This is a genomic window from Cedecea davisae, from assembly GCF_044095835.1.
Lineage (GTDB): Bacteria > Pseudomonadota > Gammaproteobacteria > Enterobacterales > Enterobacteriaceae > Cedecea > Cedecea davisae.
The window spans coordinates 2,122,852-2,147,172 of the sequence record NZ_CP172054.1 but is presented as its reverse complement, the minus strand read 5'-3'; the positions used below and the strand labels follow the sequence as shown (position 1 = coordinate 2,147,172).

Here is a 24,321-nt window from a genome sequence, read left to right as displayed (position 1 = left end):
CCTCATAGCCATAGCAACCAGCAAGCCAATTCATCAAAGATTGGGATTGCAGAAAACTAACCGGGATTTGAAGGCGAGCTCGGTTTTTCTTTCGACATAAGACATTGTCCGACGCCAATAACAACTCCACACCCGATTGATATTTCAGCCCCCCCGATCAGGGTGCTACGATCAAAATCAAAATCACCCACTAAAAAATAGGAAGCCAAAGCTATAAGCAATCGCCCACCTGTGAGAGTAATGAAAAGACCAGCGGTCCATAAAGTGACCAGTAATAATAAAAGTTTAATTTTCTTATTTTGCATCACTCGTCTTCTCCAGTTTCTTCTGAACCTTTTCAGCTAGATTCTGTACGGCACTTCCAATGTATTCAGAACCAGCAGATTCAGCTACCGCTCCCGTTAGTTTAGGAATAGTAAACGGTATTGCCGTTTGCAGCCGCTCCACACCTTTTCCTATACCAGCACCGCTAAGGGTACCAAAGCCTGCACCAATCATTGGAGCTGTAACATCTTTTCCCTGCAACTTAGCCCCTGCATAGGCGCCAGTGATACTTGCCGCTTCAGTGAACCAGAATCCTCTGCCCTGAGTTAATCCACTGATGCCGGTAGCGATAAGTGCATCAGTGGCACTGAATGGCTCCCCGCTATTCAGTTGATTAAACACGTTAGCCGAACCGCCGATTGCACCCGCAGCGATAACACTCCCTGCCGTTGCTGTAGCGGGTAATAAAACCGGAGCCACTACCGTGCTCGCTCCTGCACCCCACGCTTTTAACAAGCCGGTAGCTGGGCTTTGACCTTCAGGCAAATCTCCCCTTGCCAGCTTATCCAGCCCTGCCTGCTTTTGCTCAGGCGTCAGGTTATTATTCTCCGCATACTGACCCCAGGAGGCTACCGAAGCTCCGTAACTGTCCATACCGGTACCAAAACTCAGTCCATTATTCTCAACCGCATTTTTCCCGGCCTGAGCGCCGGTCGTTGCCGATGCAGTGCTGTTACCCACAACGCCTCCGGCAAGGCCCGCGGCCATGGTGCCCAGCAGGCTAACGACCTGTTTTTGATCCTGGCTCAGATCGCCAGGATCTTTGCCCGGGAACATTTCCGCGGCGATATGTCTTGCCGCAAGCTCTCCGCTGAACGCGCCTGCCGCACCCGCTGCCGCATTGCCTCCGGAAAGCTGGGCTGCCAGCGCTCCCCAGACCGCATGCGCCATCAGGTTAGCGGATTCATTCACCTTGCCGTCTTCGGTGGTTGCGCCCTTAATGGTCTGTGCCATGAGCGGATTCAGCCCACCCGCCAGCGCTTTTTTAAGGTCGCCCCCTGCCGCACCTGCCAGGATCCCGCTGACCGACTGCGCCACCATCTGGTATTTACCCCCGATGCCATACTCGCTAAACGCTTTTTGGTAGTCATCGGTTTTGCGCAACTGCTCTGCGGTCATGCTCGCATTTTGCCCGCCCTTCGCACGCGCGGCTTCCAGCGCCTGGGTGTCGCCGTAGGTCGACACCATGTTGGTCATCTGCCCGCCAATCTCACCCACCAGCTGCGCCGTTTGCAGGCGTTTCTGTTCTTTTTCCTTATCAAAGATCTGGCCAATACTGTCATTGGCGTGCTCGGTGTCACGGCTCAGGGCCGCAACGTCCTGCCGCTGGTTCGCCTTATCGCGGATGGTTATCGTGCCGTCCGCAACGGCGGATTGCGTGGTTCCCTCGGCATGTCCTTTACCGTTCATCCCCGCCAGCAATGACCCGGCATTTGCTATCCCATTTGCCGCCAGCATGGAGCCAGCCGACATGTTGCTGCCGCCAGACAAACTTATCCCGCTGTGGCTAACTTTATAGTCCGCTTTATTGCCAAGACTGGAGAAGCCCAGCGTCCCGGTATCGAGACTGTTCTTATCTGCCGAGGCGGTAGAGGCGATAACCGCTCCATCAAGCTGGGTATGGCGCCCTACGGTGATATCAAAGCCGCCGTTACCGGCAAACAGGCCCGTTTGCTCCTGCACCGAATCATAGGTGCTCTTCATCTTGTCCTGGCTGGCGCTGATATAGCCCGAGCCGGTCATACTCCCGAAGGTGAAGCTGCCGCCCGCGGCCACGCTGGTCTGCTTGCTGTCGTAGCGGTTGGAATCCTGCTGGCTGCTCATCAGCAGGTCACGGCCGATGTCCGCGACGATTTTATCGCCGTTAACCTGCGCTCCGTTCAGAACCGCATCGCGACCGCTGGTCAGAGACACCGTGCCGCCGCTGTCGAGCGTAGTTTCGGTCCACGCCGTGCCGTTGCCTTTCTCTTTGCCCTTCGCCGCATTTACGTTGGCAAATACGCTGATCCCTCCGCTTCCGCCGCCCACGCCGATGCTGACGCCCACGCCACCACCGCTGCTGCTGTTTTTCCCCGTCGTTAGCTGCGTATTGGCCGCACCGCTCAACACGATGTCCTGAGCCGCCGCCAGCGTGGTGTCGCCTCCGGCTTTAAGCTGGCTGCCGCCAATCACGATATTGCCGCTGCCTTCACTTTTCCCGGTCGCCGCAATACTCAGGTTATTGCCCGCCGTCAGGCTTGAGCCGTTAACCGAATCCGATTCCATATGCTGTTCAGATTTGGATTTCTGTGTCGTGAGCGAGATGCTGACGCCGATGCCGTTATTGGGATCTGCTGAGGCCGTAGCCTGCTGAGAATTCAGATACGCCTGCCCACCGGCCAGCGCAGTTTTAGTCGCCTGTAAGGCAGCTAAACGTCCGTCGCTCTCATTTTTAGTCGCCTGAGCCGTAGTCACCGCATTGTTGATGGCGTCTCCTACCGCCCCCGAAAGCGCCACCGTCAGCCCGCTACTCTTCTGCTCAAACTTCTCATCGCGGGTGCGTTTATCGTGGCCCGGCTCAATCAGCACGCTCTCGCCGGAAAGCGACAGGTCTTTACCCGCCACCAGGTCAGCACCGCCAATATGCGCCACGCCGCCCGCGTTCACGCTGACGTTTCCGCCGGTTGAGCCAACGGTGCTGATGCTCTGACTCTGGGTGGTGCCCTGCTCACGAAGATCGTGCGTGCTTTTGCTGCTGCCGATGGTGAAGCCGATGCCTCCGGTGCCCATCAGCCCGCTCTTTTTAGTTTCCTTAAAGTGCCACGAGGAATCGGTGTTGGTGGCGGCCACAATATCGACGTTATTACCCGCATGCAGCGCCACGCTACCGTCGCCAACCACCGAAGAACCTTTCACCAGCAGGTCATTGCCCGCTTTGAGCGTGACGTTATCGCCACTCAGCAGCGTCCCGGCTTCACGCGTCGAGCTGCTTTCGTTAATGGTGTGAGTGGTTTTCTTACTGAGGAACCCTTTTTTGGTTTTGGTTTCTTCGTCGTAGTGGTAATCGCTTTCGGTGGCGGTCAGCAGGTTGATATCGCGACCTGCCCCCACGCCAATATTCCCGTGGGCGGTAACCTGCGCCGCTTCGGTATTCACATCGCGCCCGGCAAGTATCATCGTACTGCCGCCGCTGGCAATTTCGCTGCCCTGCTGGCGTACGGACTCATTAATTTCGACCTTTTTCTTCGCGCTGTATTTATCGCTACGGCTGGTCTCGGCCGCGAGCAGGCTTATATCCCTTCCTGCCTGTAAACGTACGCTCTCTTCGGCGTTCAGGCGACTGCCCGCAACGGTAAGATCTTGCCCGGCCAAAAGACTTAAGTTACCGCCGCTGGTAATCAGGCTTTCCTGGTTACCGATACTGTCGTTGATATTGCGACCACGGTGCTTGTTATCGACCAACTGATTGCCGGTAATAGCGATATTGTCCCAGGCTTTCAGCAACATATCCCCGCCGGAGCTAAGATTCGCCCCGGTATTAACGATATCTTTCCCGGCACTCATGCTCAGGCTATCGCCGGCGCTGATTGAGGCGAGCGAACCAAGTTCAGTTTTGGTAAATGAGAGGGACGGCCCTTTCCATCCGCTTGTGGGGCTTGAAGCATTCCACTGGTTGGTCAGCGTTTGGTTAATAATGCTGCCGCCCACGCTCTCAAGGCTGACTTTCTGCCCGGCAATAGTGGAGCCAATGTTGTTGATATCACCCAAAGCGCTTAATTGCAGGCTTCCGGCAGAATTGATTGCCCCACCATTAATGTTATTAATCGCGTTCTGGCTGCTGGCTGCGAGCAGATTTTTACCCTGTAAGGTACTGCCGCTGTTGGTGATGCTGCCGCCGTTCAGGATGACCTGGTTTCCGGCTATAACGCTCCCGTTATTAACCGCAACATCCTTCGGTGAGAGATAGAGCTTCGGTACCAGCACTTTCTGGCCGTCGATAACCACCGTTTCCCACCACATAATACTGGTGTCGAGAGCGGCAACCTGCTCCGCAGAAAGGCTAACGCCTAATTGCAGCCCGAGCTTGTCACGCGCCTGTGCCGCATGGTCAATAAGGTACTGCATTTGCTCCAGGTCGGAACCAATGCCGTTAACGTAGCGGTTCCCGGTCTGGTTGAGGATCTGGTTGCTGACGTAGCGGGTGTCGAAAGCGGCATCGCCGAGGAAGCGATAATCGTATTCCGGGCGCAGGTTGAGGCGCGCCAGGAAGTAATCCGAGCCGAGGAAATTATTGCTGTCAGTGTAAGTTGAACGGTTTTCCTGCGGAGCAGTTGGGGCAGAAGTTCCGGCCAGCTTATACAAATCGTTGAACAGGCTGTTATCCAGTTGCCCCAGGCCATCCAGCTTCGGGTTAGTGACAATCAGATACGGGCTTTTCGGATCTTTATTCGCCACGAAATAGCCGTTATTGCTGGCGGGCAGCGGGTAGTCGCTAAGCCTGACAGGCGATCCGCTGGCGGTTAGCGTCGAGGCGATAGCCGAGATATCCGTCAACGAAACCGGGCGATAATCATAACCCGCTGGCGGGGGCGTTTTTCCCCCGCTGGACGAAGCAATAACCTGCTCAGTTGCCGAAGTAATGCCGCCGATTTTATCGCGGGCAACAGAACCGGATGTTTCACCCTGAGGCCCGACGGCTTCTGGCGCCACAGCCCCGCTGCCGATGCTGGTGTGTTTACCGCCAGCATTGCCGAGGTCGGTAAACGTAGCATCCTTACCCCCCAGCTCAATCGGTTTGCCGTCAGGTCCATTTCGATTGATTAAGGCCGTCGTTTGCTCTTTGATCCCAGCCTGTTTATCGTCGGACTGCCCAAAATCACCTACCCCCTGCGGGCGAGTATCAACCGCATTCAGGCCATTATTTTTAGTACTGTTATCGGCGAGGTCTTCAACATGTCCAACTCCGTTCCCGGCACCGGCTAAATTGATAGTCGCCTGTGGAGCACTGAGCAATGTATTACCGCTATTATTAAGCCCGGCGGCCTGAGAGCCAGCCCCAACGCCCGGCCCGGTAGCTAAGTTTAGCCCCGGCGCGCTGCGCCCGGGCGTATAGCCACCGGCATAAGCAGCGGATGAAGTATTACTGATATTATTGCTAAAGTTGGCAACAACCGCGCCACCGGCCTGGATTACCGACCGGAAAACCTGATCTGTATCACGTCGAAGAGTTTCTGGTGCGCCATCCAGATAATATGTCACCGTGCGATTTTTAGAGGCTCGTTTATTATAAATATCTTTCATAGTCTTCGGCGTAGCGACTATTGTGGCCAAACGACCAGTGTATTTATAAACACGATATTCATCTTCTGCGTAACCAAAATAAGATTGGTTATTTAAGACGGAGCCAGAGAGATCTATTGCGTTTCCAGCCAGTAAATTGCTGGCCTGGTTATCCAGAGAATTAGCGTAGATATGCAAATCTTTTTTCGCAGCAATGCGGGATACTCCGCCACTGGCGACAACATCCACAACTGTTGAACCACTAAGAACTCTTTTTCTCGACCCTTGCTGCGTTGGCGCAACGGTTGATGTAATACTTCCCCCCTGAGTTGAACCATGAAAATCCTGGTAGAATCCCCAATTGCCATCGCCAAGATCGACAACTTTTACATTTAGCGACATCGCGTTATTCGATGAATCACTCCCAGGCTGATAGCTCCAGGATTCAGTGAGGCCGTCCCGCTCATTCAGTAAATGCCCGGTGCGGATTGAAATATCGCCATTCTGGGTTTCAATGCTGCCAGAAGTATTCACCACTTCAGCATTAGCATTGCCCGCCGCATCGCGCTGCATCCACAGGTTATTGCCTGCCAGAATATCGCCCCGGTAGTTGCGGATGCTGTTCGCCAGCAGGCTCATATTATTGCCCGCATACAGCAGGGCGCTGTTCAGCAACGTGCCGCCCGCGCTGGCAATCAGGTCGCCTGCCGTGCCGACAAACCCGGTGTTGTTGATGCCGTTCCGGCTGGTCAGGCGCAGCGTGCCGCCCGCCTGTACGCTTCCCGCCCCGTTAAGATTTAGCTGCCCGGCATTCAGATGGCTTTCGCCGTAGCCCGCTCTCAGCTGCCCGTTGTTGTTAAGCGTCCCGGCGGCAGAGAGTTGCAGCCCCTGGCCCTGCATCAGCCCGTTGACGTTGATATCACCCTGGCTGGTGAGCGACAGCGTGTTGCCCGCCGCCAGGGTGGCAAGCTGGTTAAAACTGGCCTGGCTTGTCAGGGCGAGATTGCCCAGCGCCGTCACCTGCCCCTGCAGGCCGGTAGTCCCGGCGTTAATCGTCAGGTTGCCCTGGCTCAGCAGTTTTGCGGCCGCGCCGTTATTCACCTGCGAGGCAGTAATGCCCAGATTCTGCGCGGTGTAGAGCGTGCCGTTATTATCCATCTGGCCGGGGTTGATCGTCAGGTTCGCCCCCTGCAACATGCCGTTATTCAGGATGTAGCTCCCGCCCAGCGTGCCCTGCTGCTGCGCCAGCACCGTGCCGCTGTTGGCAAGCGACCCGCCGGACAGCCACAAGTTAAGGCCCTGTACCCAGCCGCCGTTGGTAAAGCCCGGCGCGTTAAGCGTCAGCGTTCCGCCGCTGAGCAGTTGCCCCTGATTACTGCCGCGCTCGCGCAGGTCGAGCTGCGTGTTGCCGTTGCCCTGAAGCGTCCCGTCGTTGTTTAATTGCTGCGCACCGAGCTGGAACGTACCCTGGCTCAGCATCACCCCGCCGCGTCCGTTATCCGCATTGCCCCGCAGGCTGGCATTCAGGGCGGTGTTTGCTTCCATGCGCCCCTGGTTGTTCAGGCCCGCGGCGTTCAGCGTCAGGGCATTGCCCTGAATATGCCCGAGGTTGGTCAGCACGCTGGCTCCGATATTAAGCAGGCCGTTGGTCAGCAGTTTTGCGCCACTTTGCAGGTCGAGGTTACCCCCGAGCGTAACGCCCAGGCCGTCAACCCCGCTGATGCTGCCGCTGCTGGTCAGAGTTGTGCCGCTGAGCGACAGGTTTTTAGCCGTCAGTTGCCCGCCGTTGGTGAGCGTAGGTGCGGTCAGGATAGCCGTCCCGTTAGCCACCATCGTTCCGGTATTGCTCAGCCCGGATGTGAGCGCCAGGTCCATATTGCCGGTGCTCTGTAGCATGCCATTATTCTGTAGTTGCTGGGCGTTCAGCTTCAGGTACTGCGCCTGCCACAGCCCGCCGTTGACGATATCCCGCCCGCCCACGACGAACGCTCCCTGGGTCTGCATCGCCCCGCCTGCGCGGTTGGTCAGCCCCTGCTGAGGTTGCAACGTCAGGGACTTGAGGCCAATCACGGAGCCTGCGTTATCGATGTTTAGGTTGCTGGCGGTAAGCCTGTCTCCCTGAATGTTGCCCCCGTTAAGCAGACTGCCGCCTTCAAGAATGACATCGCCTTCCCCCAGCAGAGAGCCGGTATTGTTCAGCGCCCCGGCGTTGATGCGGGCGTTGCCCTGGCTAAGCACCCGCCCGCCGTTGATCAGCTGGTTGTCCACCTGCGCCGTCAGGCCGTTAAGGCCGAGGGCGCTGCCGCCGTTGTTCCAGCTGCCAGCCGCCAGCGTCAGCTGCTGGCCCTGCATCAGCCCCGCGTTACCGAGCTGCCCGGCTTTCAACCACAGCAGTCCTCCGCTCAGCAGTTTGCCGGGGGCATTATTGCTCAGCGTCGTGGCGGTTATCGACAGCCCGTTATCGCCCTGCACCACACCGCCATTATTGAGAATATTCACCGCCAGCGTGGCGTTATTCGCCGCCAGCCGCCCGCAGTTATCCAGCTGAGTTGCCGTCAGCGTCAGCCCCTGCTGAGAAAGTATTACCCCCTGGTTTGTCAGCTGCGGCAGGGAGAGGGAGAGCGCTCCACCGGTCAGGATTTTTCCGCTGACCAGGTTAGTGAGCATAAGATCTGAAGGTAAAAGAGAGTCCAGAGTCAGAGCGTTATTGCCCTGCAGCAGGCCGCCGTTAGTCAGGACATTGGTGGTTACCGCCACGGTATCACCCGCCAGCGTCCCCTGGTTGGTGAGGCTGGCAGCGCGCAGGGTGAGATCTTTCTGCGCCAGCAGCCGCGCGTTATTGCGGTTGAGAATGCTATCCGCAAAATTCAGCGCCAGGCTGGCGGCCTGTAATGTTCCGTGGTTATCCAGCGTGCTGCCCGAGAGCGTCAGCGCGTCTTTTACCGATATCAGGCCAAGGTTGACCATCTGCGGAATGCTCAGGCTCAGCGAACTGCCGCTGATAAGCTGGCCGCCTTCCAGGTTATGAAGTGCCGAAGTATTCAACCCCAGAACGTTTTCACCCTGGAGCACACCCTGGTTATCAATTTGATTAGCGGTAAGGTCGAGATTATCCGCCGCCAGTACGCCGCTATTATTCAGGGTGCCACTCTTGCCGGTAAGCTGCCGGGTTGCCAGCAGCCTGCCGCTGGTCTGGTTATTAAGCAGCCGGGCGATGCTCAGAATGACATTGTTCCCTGACAGCGTGCCCGAGTTGTTGAGGTTGTCGAGTTTCAGCATCAGGTTCTGCTGAGCCTGAATGACACCGTCGTTGGTCAGCTGCGGTAGCTGCAAATTAAGCGAACTGCCGGAAAGAATCTTCCCGCTGGCCCGGTTTTCCAGTTCGCCGGTATTCAGCGTTAGCGCACTGCTACCAAGCACCGTGCCGCCATTGCTCCAGCTTCCCGCCGTAAGATTAAGCGTTTTGCCCTGAAGCTTGCCTGAGCTGTCGCCTTTACCCACCGTAACCCGGAGTTCGCCATCGCTTAATAGCTGACCGCCGCTAAGGTTGTTCAGCACGTTAACGGCTGCCAGTTGCGCAATAGCGAAGCTTCTCGCGCCGCTGAAACCCTCTACCGTCAGGCTATTGTTTCCCTGAACAAGTCCACCGTTGGTCATGATATTGACCGCAAGACGGGCATTCTCCGACGCAAGCGTACCGCTATTGGTGAATGAACCACTTGCGATATTCAATTCATGTGTGGCAAGAAGCTTGCCGCTACTTTGGTTATCCAGCGTGCCGGTCCGAACATTAATTGCATCAGCCGCCAGGGATCCGTTATTGGCGAGGTTTTTTGCCCTAACCTGCATCCCGCCCTGGCTGAGCAATTGCCCGCTATTAGTCAACTGGTCGGCCAGGGTCGCCGTCAGGCTGGATTTGCCTAACAAAGAACCCCTGTTGCTTATACTCCCGCCGTTCAGGGTTAAAGACTGTCCCTGCATCAGCCCATCGTTTTGCCCCTGTGAAGCGGTAATTGTGACGTTGTCACCCGAAAGTTTACCGCTATTATTCAGTTCTGACGCCTGCAACGTCAGCCCATTGTCCGCCAGTAAAATCCCGCTCGTCTGGTTATTCGCCCTACCGGCCAGATTAAGCTGCAACCCAGCGCCTTCAATATTGCCGCCGTTGTCGAGCGTTGTGCCGTCGAGGTGAAGCACTTTGTCCGATGAGATAAGCCCGCTATTCGTAAGGAGCGGAACGGTCAGCGTCACATCATCGCCGCCTGTCAGCGAGCCGTTTTTCTGGTTAAGCAGTGAACCGGCGGAAAACACCAGCCTGCCGTCGGCCTGGATAAGCCCCGCGTTGTTTACCTGCCCGGCTCCGCCATCCAGGGTGATACTTTTAGCCGCCAGGATGCCGGTATTATCCAACTGGCTTGCTTTCAGGCTAACAGCGCTCAGCCCGATAAGCCTCCCGTCGTTGTTAAACGCACCGCCGAACAGAATAGTCAGCGCCTCCTTCCCGAGCATCTGACCGCTGTTTGTGCCGCCGGACTGTCCGCCGTCAAGCGTCAGCGTCTGCCCCTGCATTCGCCCGGCGTTATCCAGACGCGCCGCATTGATGGCGAGATTTCCCTCGCTCAGTAGCTGGCCATTGGCCTTGTTATTGAGGCTGTTTCCCCGATAGCTCAGGGCCTGATTCCCCTGGATCAGGCCGCCGTTGATTAATCCGTTAACGGCCAGACGAGCATTGCTGGCGATAAGTTTCCCGGCGTTCTCCGCGTTTACGCTATCCAGTTCAAGGGTATTGTCCGCAAGCAATACTCCCCCGGTCTGGTTATCCAGCTTCTGTGCAAGCTTCAGCGTCAGGTCACCCGCTTCAATATTGCCGCTATTTTTCAGCGACAGAGCGTCTATTGCCCATCCCTGCCTGGCCGAAATCAACCCGGCGTTAACCAACTGTTCAACATGCAGACTGCCGCCTTCGCCGCTTATTTCCGCCCCGGTGGCGTTATTCAGCGTCTGACCGCTAAGCGTAAGAGATTGCTTAGCGTGCAAGATGCCGCTGTTAGTAAGGTTGTCCGCATGTAAGATGCCGGTGCGGCCAACCAGCTGCCCGTCGTTGTCAAACATAGCGGCAGACAGCCGCAGTGAGTCGTCCGCCAGCAGCACGCCTTTTGACTGGTTTATCAGGCGGTCACGCAGCGTGAGCTGGAGATCACGAGCCTCTATTTTCCCGCTGTTTTCTAGAGTTGCGGCGTCAATAGCCAGCCCCTGCTCCACGGAGATTAATCCGGCGTTGATAAGCTCCGGGATGTTCAGCGCCAGGCCGCTGCCGCTGATGATTTCTCCGCCCCGCAGGTTGTTAAGCGCGGTGGCGATAAGTCTAAAGGACTGGTCGCCCTGCATCAGTCCGGCGTTAGCAAGTCGCCGGGCATCCACGCTGAGATCCGTCGCCGCCAGCTGCCCCTGGTTGTCCAGCCAGCCACTGGACAGAACAAACCCGCCTTTGCTGAGTAACTGCCCGCTGTTGCTTACCCCATCCTCCGCATTCAGGCTCAATGAGGACAAACCCAGTATCTGGCCGCTATTATCCGCCCGGCGGTGGCTCAGCAGCACCTCATTGCCCTGTATTTTGCCAGCGTTATCCAGCGCCGGAGCGTTCAGCTTCAGGCGGCCTTCAGCCAGCAGGACGCCCCCCGCCTGATTGGTGAGTTTGTCACCCAGCGCCAGCCGCAAGGCATGCGCCTCGATATGCCCGCGGTTATCCAGGCTCAGGCCATCAATCGCCGCGCCCTGTTTTGCCGTGATAAACCCGGCATTTACCAACTGGCGGACGCTGACGCTCAGTTCACCCTCGCTTTGCAGCAGCCCGCTGTTGTTCAGGCCATCGGCAGTAATATCCAGGTTGCCTGCGCTGATACCGCCCTGGTTTGCCAGCTGCCCAGCCGTTAGTCTGCCGCTTTGCTGGCCGCTGAGCCGCCCCGCCTCTGCATTGCCAAACGTGCCGCTGACGTCAACCGCCAGCGTCTTAGCCTGTACGCTGCCCGCATTATCAAAGTCAGGGGCCGCCAGCGTGAGCGCATCTTCCGCCAGCAATACGCCGCCTTTCTGGTTACTGAGCCGCTCGCCCGCCCTTAGCGTCATCGCCTTTGCTTCGATATTCCCGCCGTTGGCGAGCGTCAGGCCGTCTATTGCCAGCCCCTGTTTCACCGAAATCAGCCCGGCGTTAACCAGTTGCGGAATGCTCAGCGTCAGCCCGCTGCCGCTGATGATTTTGCCCCCGAGCCGGTTAGTTAACTCAGCCCCGCTCAGCGCCAGGCTTTGACCGCCCTGCACCAGCCCGCCGTTATCAAGCGTCTGGGTTGTAAGGTTAAGCGAGGCCGCCGCAAGCCGACCGGCGTTAGTCAGAGCCGGAGCGAAAACATCGAGAGTTTTCTCGGCCAGTACGCTACCGGTTGCGAGGTTAGAGAAGCCCTTATTCAGCGTCAGAGAGAGGGTGCTGCCCGCCATCTGGCCGCCGTTGGTGAGCGTGTTGCCGGTTAACGTCAGGCCGTTACGGGCGGTGAGTTTACCCCCCGCCTGGTTATCCGCCGCGCCCGCAATGGCGAGGGTTAAGGCATCGCTGTCCAGCGAGCCACGGTTGGTAAATTGCCCCGCATTAACCTGTAACGCTTTCTGCGCCAGCAGCGCGCTGCCAGCTTGCTGAACAATAGTGTCAGCATTAAGCGTCATGGCGTTATCCGCCTGGATATTACCGCTGATGTCGATGTGATTTGCCCGCAGCGAGACGTTGCTCCCGCTGCTGCTGCCCCGGTGGGTCAGGCTTCCGGCGTTTATCGTCAGGTCGCCTTTCGCTACCTGAACGCCTTCAAACGTAGCCGCGCTCCGCGCTTCGAGCAGCATATTGCCCCGAGATTGAAGTTGTGCTCCGGCGAAAGAAGTCAGGTTGGTAGCGCTGAGGTTCAAGTCTCCGCCGCTGCTGAGCGTCCCGCCTACCCGCGCATCGCCCGTTGAGATAGCCAGCCCGTCACCCGCCAGTACCTGCCCGGTATTATCAAGCGAGCTCGACTCCAGCCGCATGTTCTGACGGCTTTGCAGCGTGCCGCTGTTAGTCAGATTTCCTGTCTTCGCGCTCAGTTCGCCCCCGGCGACGATTTTCCCGCTGTTGGCCAACTGAGACGCGGAGAGGCTCACAGTGCTGCCCGCCGTCATCTTCCCGGCGTGGTTTGCAGCGCCCGCTGTGGCAGAGCGGATAGCTCCGCCCGCGTTGATTTCACTGGCCGCATCCTGGTTTAGCGTTCCGATATTCAGGGCAACGTCATTCCCCGCCGTCAGAGCGGCAGCGGAAGCAGTAAGTTTGCCGCTGGCGTTAAGCGTGATATTGCCGTCGCTAACCAGTTTGCCGTTGGCCAGCGCGAGGTCGCCCCGGCTGTTAACCTGCGCCGGGCCACCCGCTTTGTGGTCCCCGGTCAGGGTTACGCTTTCGCCCTGCGCCGTCAGACTGCCGCTCGCCAGGCTGTTATTCACCGCCAGCCTGCCGTTCGCCTCGAGGATAATGTCCCCCTGACGGGCGTTCAGGTTGCCGAGGTTCACGCCCACGCCTTTCTCGCTCGAGACCAAATGAATGCGGTTGGCGTACATCCCGCCCAGCGCCCCGGTATCCACCGCAACGGTTGGTGCTGCGCCTTCACCTGCGACTGGCGTCACCGCCCCACCAGCGGAAACCCGGTTTGCGCCAGTGGTAACTTTCAAATCCTTAGCATGGATACCGGCATTCACTTCCGTGGCGCGGGCAATAATCGACAGGGCGTCGCTTTTGCTGGCGTCCAGCCCCTGGCCTTCAACCGTGATGGTGCCCTTGCTGACATCCAGCGCCAGCAGGTTGCCCGCCGCGTCAAACTGCGGTTTGCCGGTGGTCAGGGTCGCGTTCGGCGTGTTGATAAAGCCGCAGCCGTTACAGGTGATGCCGTACGGGTTGGCGACCATCACGTTGGCGGCTTTACCCGCCACTTCGGTGTAGCCCTGCAGCTGCGAGCGGCTGCCGCCAATCACCTCATTGATGATGCCGCTGGCTTCCTGGCCCGCCTTCAGGTTCGGGTTGTTCTGAATAAGCCCGCCGAGCTGGGTCTGGGTAAGCTGCCCGGTGGCGTTGTTGAGGATCAGCCCCTCTTTGCCGACGTTGTAGTCCTGGAACTGGTTATGGGAAATGCCCGCCGGGTTCGGCGTGGCAATGTTAAGCACCGGCACGCCGTTTCCGGCCTGGTCCATCTGCGCACCCGGCGTCACCGGGTTTATCGTCGCCGCCACCGCAGGAAACACCGGCTGCCCCGCCACCAGGAACATCACAAGGTAACTGACCAGACGTTTTGTTACTCCAACGGGGTGCTTATCCATTTTAATTTCCTATATCGCTAAACCGAGGCGGTAATAAATGACGAGGTGGTCCGGCGCGAGCTCGCCGGGATACTGAAGTGGCGTGCCCACGCTGAACTGGCTTGAGTAGTAGCGCCCGGAAACGGTTAAGCCCCCGGAAGCGCCCCACAGCGTGCCTGATGCCTGCTGGTCGGCGCTATCGTTACGCAGCCAGCCGCCGTCAACCGCCACGACTGCGCTGACGTTTCCCAGCCAGGGGAGGCTGAAGAGCGCATAGTTGATTTCATTGCGCAGATAGCCGCCGTTGTCGCCAGAAAGATATTGCTCTTTAAAGCCGCGTACCGAGCTTTCGCCGCCGATAGTCAACCGCTCGCTGCCGTAGAGCTTGTCCGGCGACCACTGGCCGTAAATGCTGGTCAGCCACCATATTTTTTGCGCCAGAGGGCGCTGGAAACTGCCGTTAAGACTCCACTTTTTAAACTCAGCCTTCGGCACATCCCCCCTTTTGCCGTTATCATTTTCTGCGCCAAACCAGGGCATGCCGTGGCTGAAAGAAGGGTTAAAAGTTGCCACGCCGCCCAGCACTTTCTGGGTGTGATTGAGGCCAAATTGCAGGCTGCTAAGCTTGCGGCTGCTGCTGAGCAGCGGCGCATCGTTGAGGTAGTTGCGGCTGATGCGATGGGACAGGCCGATGGAGGCCGCGGTTTTTAAATCACCGTTGCGGTACAGCACCTGAGAGAAGCTGAGGCGGTGGCTTTCCGCCCGCCCGGACGAACGCCACAGGTAGCCTTTGTTGTCGAGGGTGCTGAGATAGTCACTCCAGCTGTAGCTGTAATCAACCAGGCTGTAGCCCCAGGGGATATTGACTCCGGCCTGGAAACTTTGCGCGTCATGGCTGCTTGCGAAGTCGCTGCTGCGCCCGCCGCTGATAAACCATTTATCCGCAAGCCCGAGTGGGTTGTTGGCGGTGATGGAGCCGGTAAGCTGCCCGGTCCCGGTGCTCTTTTGCCCGCTGTTATCGAAACCTGCCGCGGCTGAAAGCGGGAATTCGGGCGTAGCCGTAAGATTAACAATAGATTCCCCGGCTTTATCTCCCGGCAGAATTTCAATCTGTACCGGTACGGTACGCAGGCGGTTAATCTGCTCCATTCCCTGTTCGATATCGCGCAGATTAAGGATTTTGCCAATGAGCCCCGGAAACGCCATTTTTAGCTGACGGGACGGCGCGCCTTCGATACGAATATCCTGCAAATGCCCTTCCAGCACAGCTACATGCAAAACCCCGCCGGAAAGATCCTGTTCGGTAAGAAATGCGCGGCTGGTTATGTAGCCCCGGTTGATATACCAGTCGGAGATATCACGCGTCAGATTATTAATTTTCGCCATTCCCAGACACTGATTAATATAAGGCGCGATAAGTTTTTTTTGGACTTTACTGGAAAGCAGCGTGGCATTATCAATATTAATTTGATTTATGGTAAAACAGGGGCCTTGATCAGACACGGTTGCAGGCCGCTCCAGCCGTGGCTGAAGGCTTCTCTGTAATTCTTCTCGCTGCTGCTGATTCTGTAATAGCAGGTCTTCCTGCTGTTGGCGCACGGTATCTCTGTCGGCAGGTGATAACGGAGCGGCATTATTTAATGAGGAATAAACCAGCACGCACAGTAATGCGGCCTTACGGTAATTGCGCATAAAGTAGCTAATATTTTATTTCGAATTATTGGCAGTATGCCACCTCCTGCCGAAATAAGAAAAGTCTTAAATAAACACCCCTATTATAATTGGTAGTTAATTTCAGTTAAGTTAAAAATATAATTTAAGATAAGTTCAGGGTGAATTTTCAACTCATTGTTTTTAAACCGCTAAATTATTTTTATGACTCTGCCGGGAAATATAATAATAAAGATATGATTTTTATTTTAATTATGTGACTTGAGTAGAGAAATATAAAAAAGCCGCGACACAAAATGCCGCGGCTTTTTAATAACGGCTGGACGCCGGGCGTTAATCCATGCTTGCGCCGCCGCTGATACGGAACTTGATGTTCACGACAATCCCTTGCCCGGGCTTACCGCTTTCATAGCGCCACTTCTTCATCGCCAGTTTAACTTCGCGCTCGAACATGTTCGCCGGCTGGGCCGAAAGGATCTCGACGTTGCTGACGCGCCCGTCCGAATCTACATCGAACTTAACCCGCACGCTTCCGTCCATGCGTAGAGCGAAGGCACGAGCAGGATATTGCGGCCTGTCGCGGCTAATAACGCGCGGCCCGACGTTTGCCGAAGGTGCAGGTGCGGCTGGTGCCGGTTTAGCTGCCGGAGTCGGTGAAGGGTGCGGCGTCGCATTGTTGTCGAACGGCGAGGCTGGGCGCGGTTCTACCGGCTTAACTTCCGGCTTCGGCTGCTCGACCTTCTTAACCGGTTTCGGCTTAGGTTTCGGCTTTGGTTTAGGCTCAGGTTTGTGAATAACCACCGGCGCTTCTTTTGGCGGCTCGGGGATCGGTTCAGGCTCCGGCTCGGGTTCCGCTACCGGCTGAGGCGGCGGCTGAACAACTTCAGGCTGCGGCGGCTCAAGGTCGGCTGGCGCAACCATGGTGACGCTGATAGGCTGCGAAGGCGCCGGGGACTCAATAACCTGATGTACCGAGGTGTAGAGCAACCCGGCCACAACGGCACCGTGCAGCCCGACGGAGAGTACGGTCGGCCACGGAAAGCGGCGAGGTAAATCGAGGGTCATTGACGTCATAATGGTTTCAGTATCTTTAAGAGACCGCAATTTTAAATGCAAATAGCAATCATATTCAACAACGCATCGAGTAAAGGCGCGCTTTTTCATGCTGTGTGCGCTAATTTCCCGCAGTTATCTCAAGGATTTAACATCCTGTTTATCTTTCAATTGCAGTCTTCGCGCCGTTCACTTACCGTGTTTTTGCAACCCAACATTAAGAAGGAAGTGTGCTCGTGCTGTATGTAATTTATGCCCAGGATATTGCTGACTCACTGGAGAAACGCCTGGCAGTGCGCCCTGCTCACCTGGCCAGACTGCAACTGCTGCGTGATGAAGGGCGACTGCTTACCGCAGGCCCGATGCCTGCCGTAGACAGTAACGACCCGGGCGCAGCTGGCTTTACCGGCTCCACCGTGATAGCCGAGTTCGCCTCGCTTGAAGAAGCCCAGGCCTGGGCTGATGCCGACCCGTATGTTGCGGCCGGTGTCTATGAGCAGGTTTCGGTTAAGCCGTTCAAAAAGGTGTTTTAGATGTATTGCAAGCATCTGTTTTAAGTATTATTTATTGAATCAATAACCAAACCAAAACAATAAAAGGGCACACTTAAGTACACAATATTTTAAGGTGCCCTTCTTTCACCTGGCGGCAGTCATGGAATCGTACTGCCGTTCACAGACTCGCCCGGCTTCGGCTGCCCGGTCAGCGTATTCTGCCAACTGTCTGTTTCGCTCGAGAGATTTGCTGAGCACGTCGGCAAGCAGAACGCCGGTTTCTCCGGCTGACGGCCCAGCGCCGACAGCGGCGTTATACTCTCCGAGCTGTTTCCTGATGGCGGCAATCTGCTGCTGCAACCGGCCAGCGCGACTGGAAGCATCAAGAGCATCATTACGCGCTTTGTCAATGCGCTGCTGCGCGTCGCGTTCATCGTTAGCTTTCTCCTGTTCGCGTTGTTTCTTCGCTGCATCATCGTCTTTACGCTGATCTGCTTTTGCCTGAGCGTAGCCTGCGGCGTATTGGGCTTCACCATGACCAACCCAGGCTAGCCGCACACCGGCAACTACCGCGACTATAATCGCCAGCGCCAGTAGTGGTTTCCAGTAGGCCTTCAGGATTGCGGCAATCATGCGGCTGCCACTCCCTTCCTGATTGCCTCCGCGCCGGTTGCATCACGCCATAACCAGGATTCAGCAGCACGGCGACGGATCAGCCCTTTCATCACCCGGCCACCTGCTTTGTTCCATCGCGCAAATTGTGCAAGCGCCTGATCAAAACGTTTATTGTTCACCATCTCCAGCAGCGTTGAATTCTCCAGCGCCGTAAGGCCAACGTTAAATGCGAAGCATACCAGCGCGTCGAACTGGCCCTGCTTCAATTCGATAGACACCAGAGAGGAAACACCCTTCTCGAATTTGTCCAGGTCAGCCAACAGTGCTGAGTCTGCCTGTGCCTGAGTCCAGACAATGCCCTTCACTACGTCCCGGCCGGTATGGCCCCAGCCAATTGTCCATGGGGCACCGCCGGTGCCGGGATCCGGATAAGCGGCCAGAGAGCAGCTTTCGAAATACTTGATGACGGCCAGGCCGTTCTGGGAAATCTTCATTGTGACCTCGTAACTTTGAAAATTTGTACGACATTGCCCCGCGTCAGCAGCACGGCAACCATCATGACGGCATTGAGAATGACTTCTGACCAGTCGGCCTGCGGGTAGTCGCCCAGCACTGTGCGCACCGGGATACTGGCCGAGATGAATATCAGGACGTAAGCGAGGATCCCGCCCCAGCGCCTGTGGCGGGATTCGCCCCGTCGGAAGGTGAGGACACGGATAGCAATCACTGCGCATATAAGCGCGTTAAACGTTGTCCACGGATCATGATTTACCATCATCTTTTCCCCCTGGGATAAGCTGCCCCGGATTGTCAGAACGTCGGTAAATCCATGTGCCGATCCGGACGGCGACAATCGCTGCCACAAAAGCGCCAGCTGCGTCTACGCTGCCGCGCTCAAACGAACTGGAAGTGATAGACGGAATGATGCTGGCCACGCCGATCAGTACCGAAGCGATGGGTTTGAAGAAGAGAAGCCCGCAAAGGAAGCTGAATATTGCGAGTAGTAGCCGCCGATGAATGTGGTACTCGACAGCCGATGTTACGAAGATGATAGCCCCAGCCAGTGCGCCGAGGGCGACCTCTGGCGGGACACCTGCAAACCAGGCCGCCACCGCGGCGACCCCCAGCGTCTGGTTAAGCGCCGTGCTGGCTATGGATGCTGACATAGCAGCCACCGTTCAATGTGCATATAGACCCCCTTAGTTGGTGATCACATAGTACACAATAAACCGCATACGGTTAATAATTACCTTTTAATGGCAGCGCTGGCATGAAAAAACTCCGTAACAAAACAATTTATTTACAGAGATTTAAATACAGCCCCCCCGGATAGTGTCGGAGGATCCATAACACTGCCTATATTATTAAGGTAAGTATTTGCACCGCCAACGAAACCAACAGTTTGGTTGGAAAGTGATGCATCTTTTTTTATGTTGCATGCATTAAAAATAACTGAAAGATTTTTAGTTAAATGCTCGCTTTGTATTCTAAAAATCGGTGTCGTTACTGATGGGTTTCTTTGCTCAATCATTCCCTGGTATGTGTTAACAACAACAGTGCAATCATAAATGTAATCTGCTGTCATTGAGCAAGAAATTCTTGATCCGGCCACCCCTTCAGAACCGCATGAATTCATTGTAATTCCAGTGGGGTTTATGAACTGATACGCTGTTGCGTTAGTTTCACCAAGGTCTAACATCGGCTCGCAGTTATCGCAGGTGCAACAATTTAGAGTGGTGTACTGCATGCCAGCAAGGAAGTGTCCGACTTGATAGTTTGTGACGCCAATACAGATATCGTTGCTAGTCCCTGATGGAAGATATTTACCATCCCTTAACTTTGCGCCATAAACTCCGTAAAACTGCTTAACACCCAGGCCAACAATTTGTGCGTGCATTTTGTTAAACCACGCCTCTTCAAAGTAGACTCCGATATATGGACATTCCAATCTAAGATCATAATATGAGGATACGTTAAGCCGAGGGTGCCATAGGCCGTAATAAGTGTTATTTCCCCTCCCGGTTAATCCTTCTCTAATAAAAGTTATACCAGTTAAAGTGGCGTTCTCACAGTCAGCAGTGTAATCATCAGCGTCCATATAATCACCGAGGAAGAGGACATATGCATCGATGTCTTTACCGGCGGTCACGTGATATTTATCATTAGTTGTTCTGGCTATTGTTGTAACACCTATCCCACCGCCTTTAAGGCCACTTCTCTTCCAGATTGGGATACCGGTATGTGATAGATATTTTCCAGCAGACGCATTCATAACAACTCGGTTTATCCTTGCGAATTTCATGGCATTCAATATCTGATCACCAGATTCCGTCACGCCATCTGGCTTCGCGCCGAACATATCTAATGAATAATAGCCATCCTCAATTATCCTCCTCCACGCCAAGGCTCCGCCTAATGGAAAAATGGTCACCCCGCCATCATCAGCGAGTGATTGTTTCCTTACAGCCTGAAAATGTCCTCCGCCATAATGGATATCTTCAATTGAGGTGCTTGCTGCTGATACAACATAAACCACGTCACCAACAGCCGCTGGCGGGAATGCTCGCAGTTCTGCAAGATTAAGGAACCGCCCTACCGCGTTAAAACCATCCTTGCCCTGCGTTTTTTCAAGCTTGTTTAAGGCATCATCTACAGTCACATCACCGTAGCCAATTCGCTTAGCGCCTGTGGGTTTAGCCAGCTCAATGAGCACATCAGCAGCAGAGCCAGATTCTGGCAATAGCATAATCGGATTGCCATTATCGTCCATGCCAACAATTTTGTTTTTGCGCTGCTCAACTCCAGGTAGCGGCGGTATTGCCTCTGGCGTCCTCAATGTATGGCTAAGATTCGTATTTGCCACGCTATCAACATAGTTTTTTGTCGCAGCATCCTGCGGTCGTGACGGGTCACGAAGGTTTCGGATGTAATATCCCATCGCGTCATAGAAGTTAGCGACAAAAGACGTCCTGCGCAGGGCCAGACGTAAACCGCCGAAGCATTGCTGGATCAGCATCGTAAGTTTATCGAAAGCGTCCTCATGTACTTCAGCAAAGAACTTGCCCTGGTTGCGCAGATCCGTCTCCTGGGTAACCGGCAGCTCACGTGATACAGCAATGCGCCAGTTGTTCTCCAGCGGTGAGGTAAGAACAACATTACCTCCACTGTACTTACCGGTTCCCGTCACACTGTAATCGGTATCCAGTATAAGCACGCGGATGTTTTCACTCAGGTCAACCGTCTGGACTACTAGATCGCCTTTTTTAAAAATCCTGAAGGTGTACGGAAAAGATGTGGTAACGCCATTCCCGGTATATTCGTTGTGGTCTACTTCGGTTGAGACTGTCATTTCTCTATTCACTCCGGAGAACCGGCTCGCCCGGCGCGGCCGCTGACAGTTATTCTATAGCCCAAAAAACCTTATATGAATTAACGGCTGCCTTTTGAGCTAAGAAATTACCTTATTGGTAATCAGTTTTTTCTGGAAGGTTTAATCTTCTTCTGATATATGTATAAATATACAGTATATTGGTGGAGGTAATCGGATGTCATCGCCGTATAACTACCCGCTCATTGAGGGCGACGAAGAGAGGATACATAGCCATGCCGGGGTTCGCGCACTGGTTTACGAATCAAACCTGATGAAGTTGCTGCGTGCTCTGGACGGCGACGGTTACGACGTTAGCGGGGCGGCGGCTGAGCTGACGGCGCTGATAAACTACGTCAGTAGCACCAATGTTTCGATGGGGGACCTGCTTTCTCACCTGGACTATTGTACTTCGATCATCAAAAAGAACCTTAATCACGACCAGTGATGAGCTAAGGCCGCATGCGCGGCCTGTCGATGTCTTAAGCTGGCAATCCCCCGGCAAGCATAAATTTACCTATTGCAGCATGGAAGTGATAGCATCCACGCCTCTCGGCTTCAGAAACCATCTGGTTAAAGCTGTCCATAAAATCTTGCTCAAGAACCACAGTCATTCGGGTAACTGCACCTGTCGGGGCAACATGCGGAACGGTCTTATGCTCCACATCGTAAGCAGCCACAAGCTGTCGACACTTCCTGTCACTAAGCCCCGTTCTACCTGAAAGATAAGAGTAGCCCTGATAACCTGCCGGTATTGCGCCCTGCGCCATATCATTTACTTGCTTCTCGAGAGCATGGATGCGCCTGTCCTGCTCAACGTTCGCCACTGCCATCGCGGCAATGATTTCATTCTGAGAAAGTGATGCGGGCCGGGCTGCCTGCATATCCTCCAGCCTGTCGACCAGGGCGCGACGAACGGCTTTTGACTCGCGAGCAGCAACCCGGAGGGCTTGCTTGATGGACATATCAATCACCTCAACAGGGCGACCGCCACTGATGCCAGAGGGTTTTGCACTTTTTGTGTAAAACTCCCCCTCCAGTTCATCCTCGATCTTTTCGATGAATTTATTGTTGCGAACTTCCGGCTCGCCGCACTGCCTGCGAGCATCGTTCACCATTGCGAGCAGGCTCTGGCTATCGATGTTAGTGACATTATTTTGATGCAGTGGTAGATTGTGCATGAAGCACCTCCAGTGTTTTATGGTTGTCAGGCTGGCGTCGTTAGCGCCACCCACATCAAGCGGGCGTAATGCCCGTTTGTTTTGCCATAAAACATTACCAAAATGGTAATTACAATGATAGGCCAATTGCCTAAATTACCAATTTGGTGGTTTTACATACAAAAAAACGTGTGCCATAGTGATCCTGCATCGGCAAAATCCGGTGCCGGGATTGGTCTCCCGGATTTCTACAAAGGCGCATCTACCGCGCGAGCGGTTTTTTTATGCGTTAAGCACGGCCACATTCGCATTATGGTGGGCTGTGTGGTGGCACCGAAAGGTGCGCCGGGTCCTTTGTAGCCGGTAAGACCAACTCCGCACAGTTCACCACCAACTGATTGGTCTCAGCGGTGGTGATTAACCGAACTACAAAGGTGATCACATGAACGCTAAACCTGCTGTCTTTTCCTTCGAATCCAATACTCAAATCCGTGCTATTACCATTAACGGTTCTCCTTGGTTTGTTGCAATTGATGTCTGTAATGCGCTCGGGCTTACCAACAACCGAGACGCACTTCTTAAGCTGGATGATGACGAGAAAGATACCGTCGGTTTAACCGACAGTCAGCCAGGAATGGGGCCTCAGAGCATTTCCATCATTTCCGAGTCCGGCCTCTATACCCTCATTCTTCGCTGCCGTGACGCAGTAAGAAAAGGCACAATCCCCTACCGATTCCGCAAGTGGGTGACCAGCGAGGTGCTGCCGCAGATTCGCCGCACGGGTAGCTACTCTAAACCGGTACAGGAGCAACTGCCGGAAGTGTCCAGCTCATTGAGCGTTCGCGACGGCCGCCGCAGTAAGAAGGAAACGGACCGCAAAGCGGCAGAACGCATTGCCGAGAAGTGCGTGCCGATGATCCTGCGCGAGATGCGAGATTACCAGTACCACTATTCCAACTGCGAGATCGGGCCGGACGAAGTGCTTCCTGCCCTGCTCTCTGAGGAACGCGAAGGGCTACAGCTTCACGCCCTGCTGCGCGAACTGGGAAGCAATAACCATGAGGTGGCCGGTGCATACCGCGAACTGGAGGTGATCCGCTACTGCCTGCTTCAGCAGCGCAAGGCGATTGGTGACATGCTGACTCATGCGGAATACATCATTAAGCAGGCGAAGAGCCACTGAGTAATGCAGCGCAAGGATGCGCTCATAAACTACACATTGACGATCCCGTCAACTAATGTAGAATTACCTTATTGGTAAACGGGTTCAGTAATGAATCTTTAAATTATGAGGTGGTGTCATGCGCTACAACGAAGAGCTGCAAGTGCAGAACGCACGTAGTGCCGCAAGACGTTCCGAAAATGAAGGTGTTGAGTACACTAGGGTAACCATGACCGCAGAACATTCGGCTTATGTGTCTCACGCTTTCTATGACTCTCGTAACGATAAGGATAACTATGAGTTCGTCTGCGTCGCAGAATGATAAAGAACAAGTTTATACATATAAGGGTCGAGTCTTTCATACTAAGAATTTCTCGACCCTTTGTAATTCTGACCCAGAGTTACAAAAAATTGCAGATGCCTTCGCTCAATTTTGGAAAAATGGCTACCACCCTGATTTTGGGAAGAATGCAGCCTTCGCCAGGCCAGCAGAGATTTTGAACCTGCACGTAAGACATAGTCACGTAGATACGAAAAATTATACTCCAGAAGAAAGTGATAAAAATATTAGGGGGAAAGAATCCGCCTGGGATGCATGGAGAAATATTGGATCTGTAGCAGTACGTTATGCGCCAACCAGTGACAGTTTTCTTATCTACTCAGTAAACGAAAAAAGGGATGCATTAGTAATGTTTTTTGTCGATGAAAATGCTCACTCTTCAAGCGAAAAGAAAGAGTTAACAGAGTCGATGATTTCAATCAGCTATAAGTTCTTCGAACAAACCAAAACGAAAGAAATGCCACTTGATGAGGATTTATTTTCCGATAAGTGGAAAAACTAAGCCCGCAGCGCGGGCTTTT

Annotated in this window: 14 protein-coding genes; 4 read left to right on the top strand and 10 right to left on the bottom strand. The window is 54.8% G+C overall.

The window, feature by feature from the left end; all coding sequences use genetic code 11:
- Positions 1-56: 56 nt before the first annotated feature.
- The 4 genes from ACG1VR_RS10605 to tonB all read right to left on the bottom strand — a co-directional run bounded on the left by ACG1VR_RS10605 (position 57) and on the right by tonB (position 16,683).
- The gene (locus tag ACG1VR_RS10605) at positions 57-305 is read right to left on the bottom strand and encodes a hypothetical protein (protein WP_172569819.1); all 249 of its coding nucleotides are present in this window, start codon (positions 303-305) and stop codon (positions 57-59) included.
- The gene (locus tag ACG1VR_RS10600) at positions 295-13,959 is read right to left on the bottom strand and encodes a hemagglutinin repeat-containing protein (protein WP_395490901.1); all 13,665 of its coding nucleotides are present in this window, start codon (positions 13,957-13,959) and stop codon (positions 295-297) included. Before ACG1VR_RS10600 ends, ACG1VR_RS10605 begins: the two co-directional genes overlap by 11 nt.
- Positions 13,960-13,968: 9 nt before the next feature.
- Positions 13,969-15,630 (bottom strand): ShlB/FhaC/HecB family hemolysin secretion/activation protein, encoded by a 1,662-nt coding sequence (locus tag ACG1VR_RS10595; protein WP_395490900.1) that lies wholly within the window; start codon positions 15,628-15,630, stop codon positions 13,969-13,971.
- 312 nt (positions 15,631-15,942) lie between these two features.
- Positions 15,943-16,683, bottom strand: a complete 741-nt coding sequence (gene tonB, locus ACG1VR_RS10590; RefSeq protein ID WP_395490899.1) for a TonB system transport protein TonB — start codon at positions 16,681-16,683, stop codon at positions 15,943-15,945.
- Between the two features lie 215 nt (positions 16,684-16,898).
- Here tonB and ACG1VR_RS10585 point away from each other — a divergent pair, with 215 nt between their 5' ends.
- Positions 16,899-17,195, top strand: a complete 297-nt coding sequence (locus ACG1VR_RS10585; protein ID WP_039898288.1) for a YciI family protein — start codon at positions 16,899-16,901, stop codon at positions 17,193-17,195.
- A 105-nt stretch (positions 17,196-17,300) separates the two neighbouring features.
- On the opposite strand, the gene ACG1VR_RS10580 is transcribed toward ACG1VR_RS10585, so the two are convergent.
- From ACG1VR_RS10580 to ACG1VR_RS10560, 5 genes are all read right to left on the bottom strand, one after another.
- Positions 17,301-17,789: a DUF2514 domain-containing protein gene (locus tag ACG1VR_RS10580; protein WP_395490898.1), complete on the bottom strand. Its 489-nt coding sequence runs from the start codon at positions 17,787-17,789 to the stop codon at positions 17,301-17,303.
- Entirely contained in the window at positions 17,786-18,265 is a 480-nt protein-coding gene (locus tag ACG1VR_RS10575; protein WP_395490897.1) for a lysozyme, read from the bottom strand. The genes ACG1VR_RS10580 and ACG1VR_RS10575 overlap by 4 nt, the downstream gene beginning before the upstream one ends.
- Positions 18,262-18,546: a phage holin family protein gene (locus ACG1VR_RS10570; RefSeq protein ID WP_395491091.1), complete on the bottom strand. Its 285-nt coding sequence runs from the start codon at positions 18,544-18,546 to the stop codon at positions 18,262-18,264. Before ACG1VR_RS10570 ends, ACG1VR_RS10575 begins: the two co-directional genes overlap by 4 nt.
- Positions 18,533-18,937: a putative holin gene (locus tag ACG1VR_RS10565; RefSeq protein WP_395490896.1), complete on the bottom strand. Its 405-nt coding sequence runs from the start codon at positions 18,935-18,937 to the stop codon at positions 18,533-18,535. The genes ACG1VR_RS10570 and ACG1VR_RS10565 overlap by 14 nt, the downstream gene beginning before the upstream one ends.
- A 134-nt stretch (positions 18,938-19,071) precedes the next feature.
- A complete protein-coding gene (locus tag ACG1VR_RS10560; RefSeq protein WP_395490895.1) occupies positions 19,072-21,120 on the bottom strand; it encodes a phage tail protein in 2,049 nt (682 codons plus the stop codon).
- Positions 21,121-21,316: 196 nt separating this feature from the next.
- Here ACG1VR_RS10560 and ACG1VR_RS10555 point away from each other — a divergent pair, with 196 nt between their 5' ends.
- Positions 21,317-21,586 (top strand): hypothetical protein, encoded by a 270-nt coding sequence (locus tag ACG1VR_RS10555; RefSeq protein WP_395490894.1) that lies wholly within the window; start codon positions 21,317-21,319, stop codon positions 21,584-21,586.
- Positions 21,587-21,620: 34 nt separating this feature from the next.
- On the opposite strand, the gene ACG1VR_RS10550 is transcribed toward ACG1VR_RS10555, so the two are convergent.
- Positions 21,621-22,319, bottom strand: a complete 699-nt coding sequence (locus ACG1VR_RS10550) for a hypothetical protein (protein ID WP_395490893.1) — start codon at positions 22,317-22,319, stop codon at positions 21,621-21,623.
- Positions 22,320-22,740: 421 nt separating this feature from the next.
- Between ACG1VR_RS10550 and ACG1VR_RS10545 the strand changes: the two genes are divergently transcribed.
- Together ACG1VR_RS10545 and ACG1VR_RS10540 are read left to right on the top strand one after the other, a co-directional pair.
- Positions 22,741-23,481, top strand: coding sequence for a Bro-N domain-containing protein (locus ACG1VR_RS10545; protein WP_395490892.1), 741 nt, complete (start codon positions 22,741-22,743; stop codon positions 23,479-23,481).
- Between the two features lie 275 nt (positions 23,482-23,756).
- Entirely contained in the window at positions 23,757-24,302 is a 546-nt protein-coding gene (locus ACG1VR_RS10540; protein WP_395490891.1) for a hypothetical protein, read from the top strand.
- Positions 24,303-24,321: the final 19 nt, after the last annotated feature.

Bases quoted from the DNA above. Each gene is read 5' to 3' on its own strand.
- ACG1VR_RS10545 (WP_395490892.1), top strand. From the start codon at position 22,741: ATGAACGCTAAACCTGCTGTCTTTTCCTTCGAATCCAATACTCAAATC.
- ACG1VR_RS10550 (WP_395490893.1), bottom strand. From the start codon at position 22,319: ATGCACAATCTACCACTGCATCAAAATAATGTCACTAACATCGATAGC.
- ACG1VR_RS10565 (WP_395490896.1), bottom strand. From the start codon at position 18,937: ATGTCAGCATCCATAGCCAGCACGGCGCTTAACCAGACGCTGGGGGTC.
- ACG1VR_RS10580 (WP_395490898.1), bottom strand. From the start codon at position 17,789: ATGATTGCCGCAATCCTGAAGGCCTACTGGAAACCACTACTGGCGCTG.
- ACG1VR_RS10575 (WP_395490897.1), bottom strand. From the start codon at position 18,265: ATGAAGATTTCCCAGAACGGCCTGGCCGTCATCAAGTATTTCGAAAGC.
- ACG1VR_RS10595 (WP_395490900.1), bottom strand. From the start codon at position 15,630: ATGCGCAATTACCGTAAGGCCGCATTACTGTGCGTGCTGGTTTATTCC.
- ACG1VR_RS10605 (WP_172569819.1), bottom strand. From the start codon at position 305: ATGCAAAATAAGAAAATTAAACTTTTATTATTACTGGTCACTTTATGG.
- ACG1VR_RS10600 (WP_395490901.1), bottom strand. From the start codon at position 13,959: ATGGATAAGCACCCCGTTGGAGTAACAAAACGTCTGGTCAGTTACCTT.
- ACG1VR_RS10540 (WP_395490891.1), top strand. From the start codon at position 23,757: ATGAGTTCGTCTGCGTCGCAGAATGATAAAGAACAAGTTTATACATAT.
- ACG1VR_RS10570 (WP_395491091.1), bottom strand. From the start codon at position 18,546: ATGGTAAATCATGATCCGTGGACAACGTTTAACGCGCTTATATGCGCA.
- ACG1VR_RS10560 (WP_395490895.1), bottom strand. From the start codon at position 21,120: ATGACAGTCTCAACCGAAGTAGACCACAACGAATATACCGGGAATGGC.
- ACG1VR_RS10555 (WP_395490894.1), top strand. From the start codon at position 21,317: ATGTCATCGCCGTATAACTACCCGCTCATTGAGGGCGACGAAGAGAGG.
- tonB (WP_395490899.1), bottom strand. From the start codon at position 16,683: ATGACGTCAATGACCCTCGATTTACCTCGCCGCTTTCCGTGGCCGACC.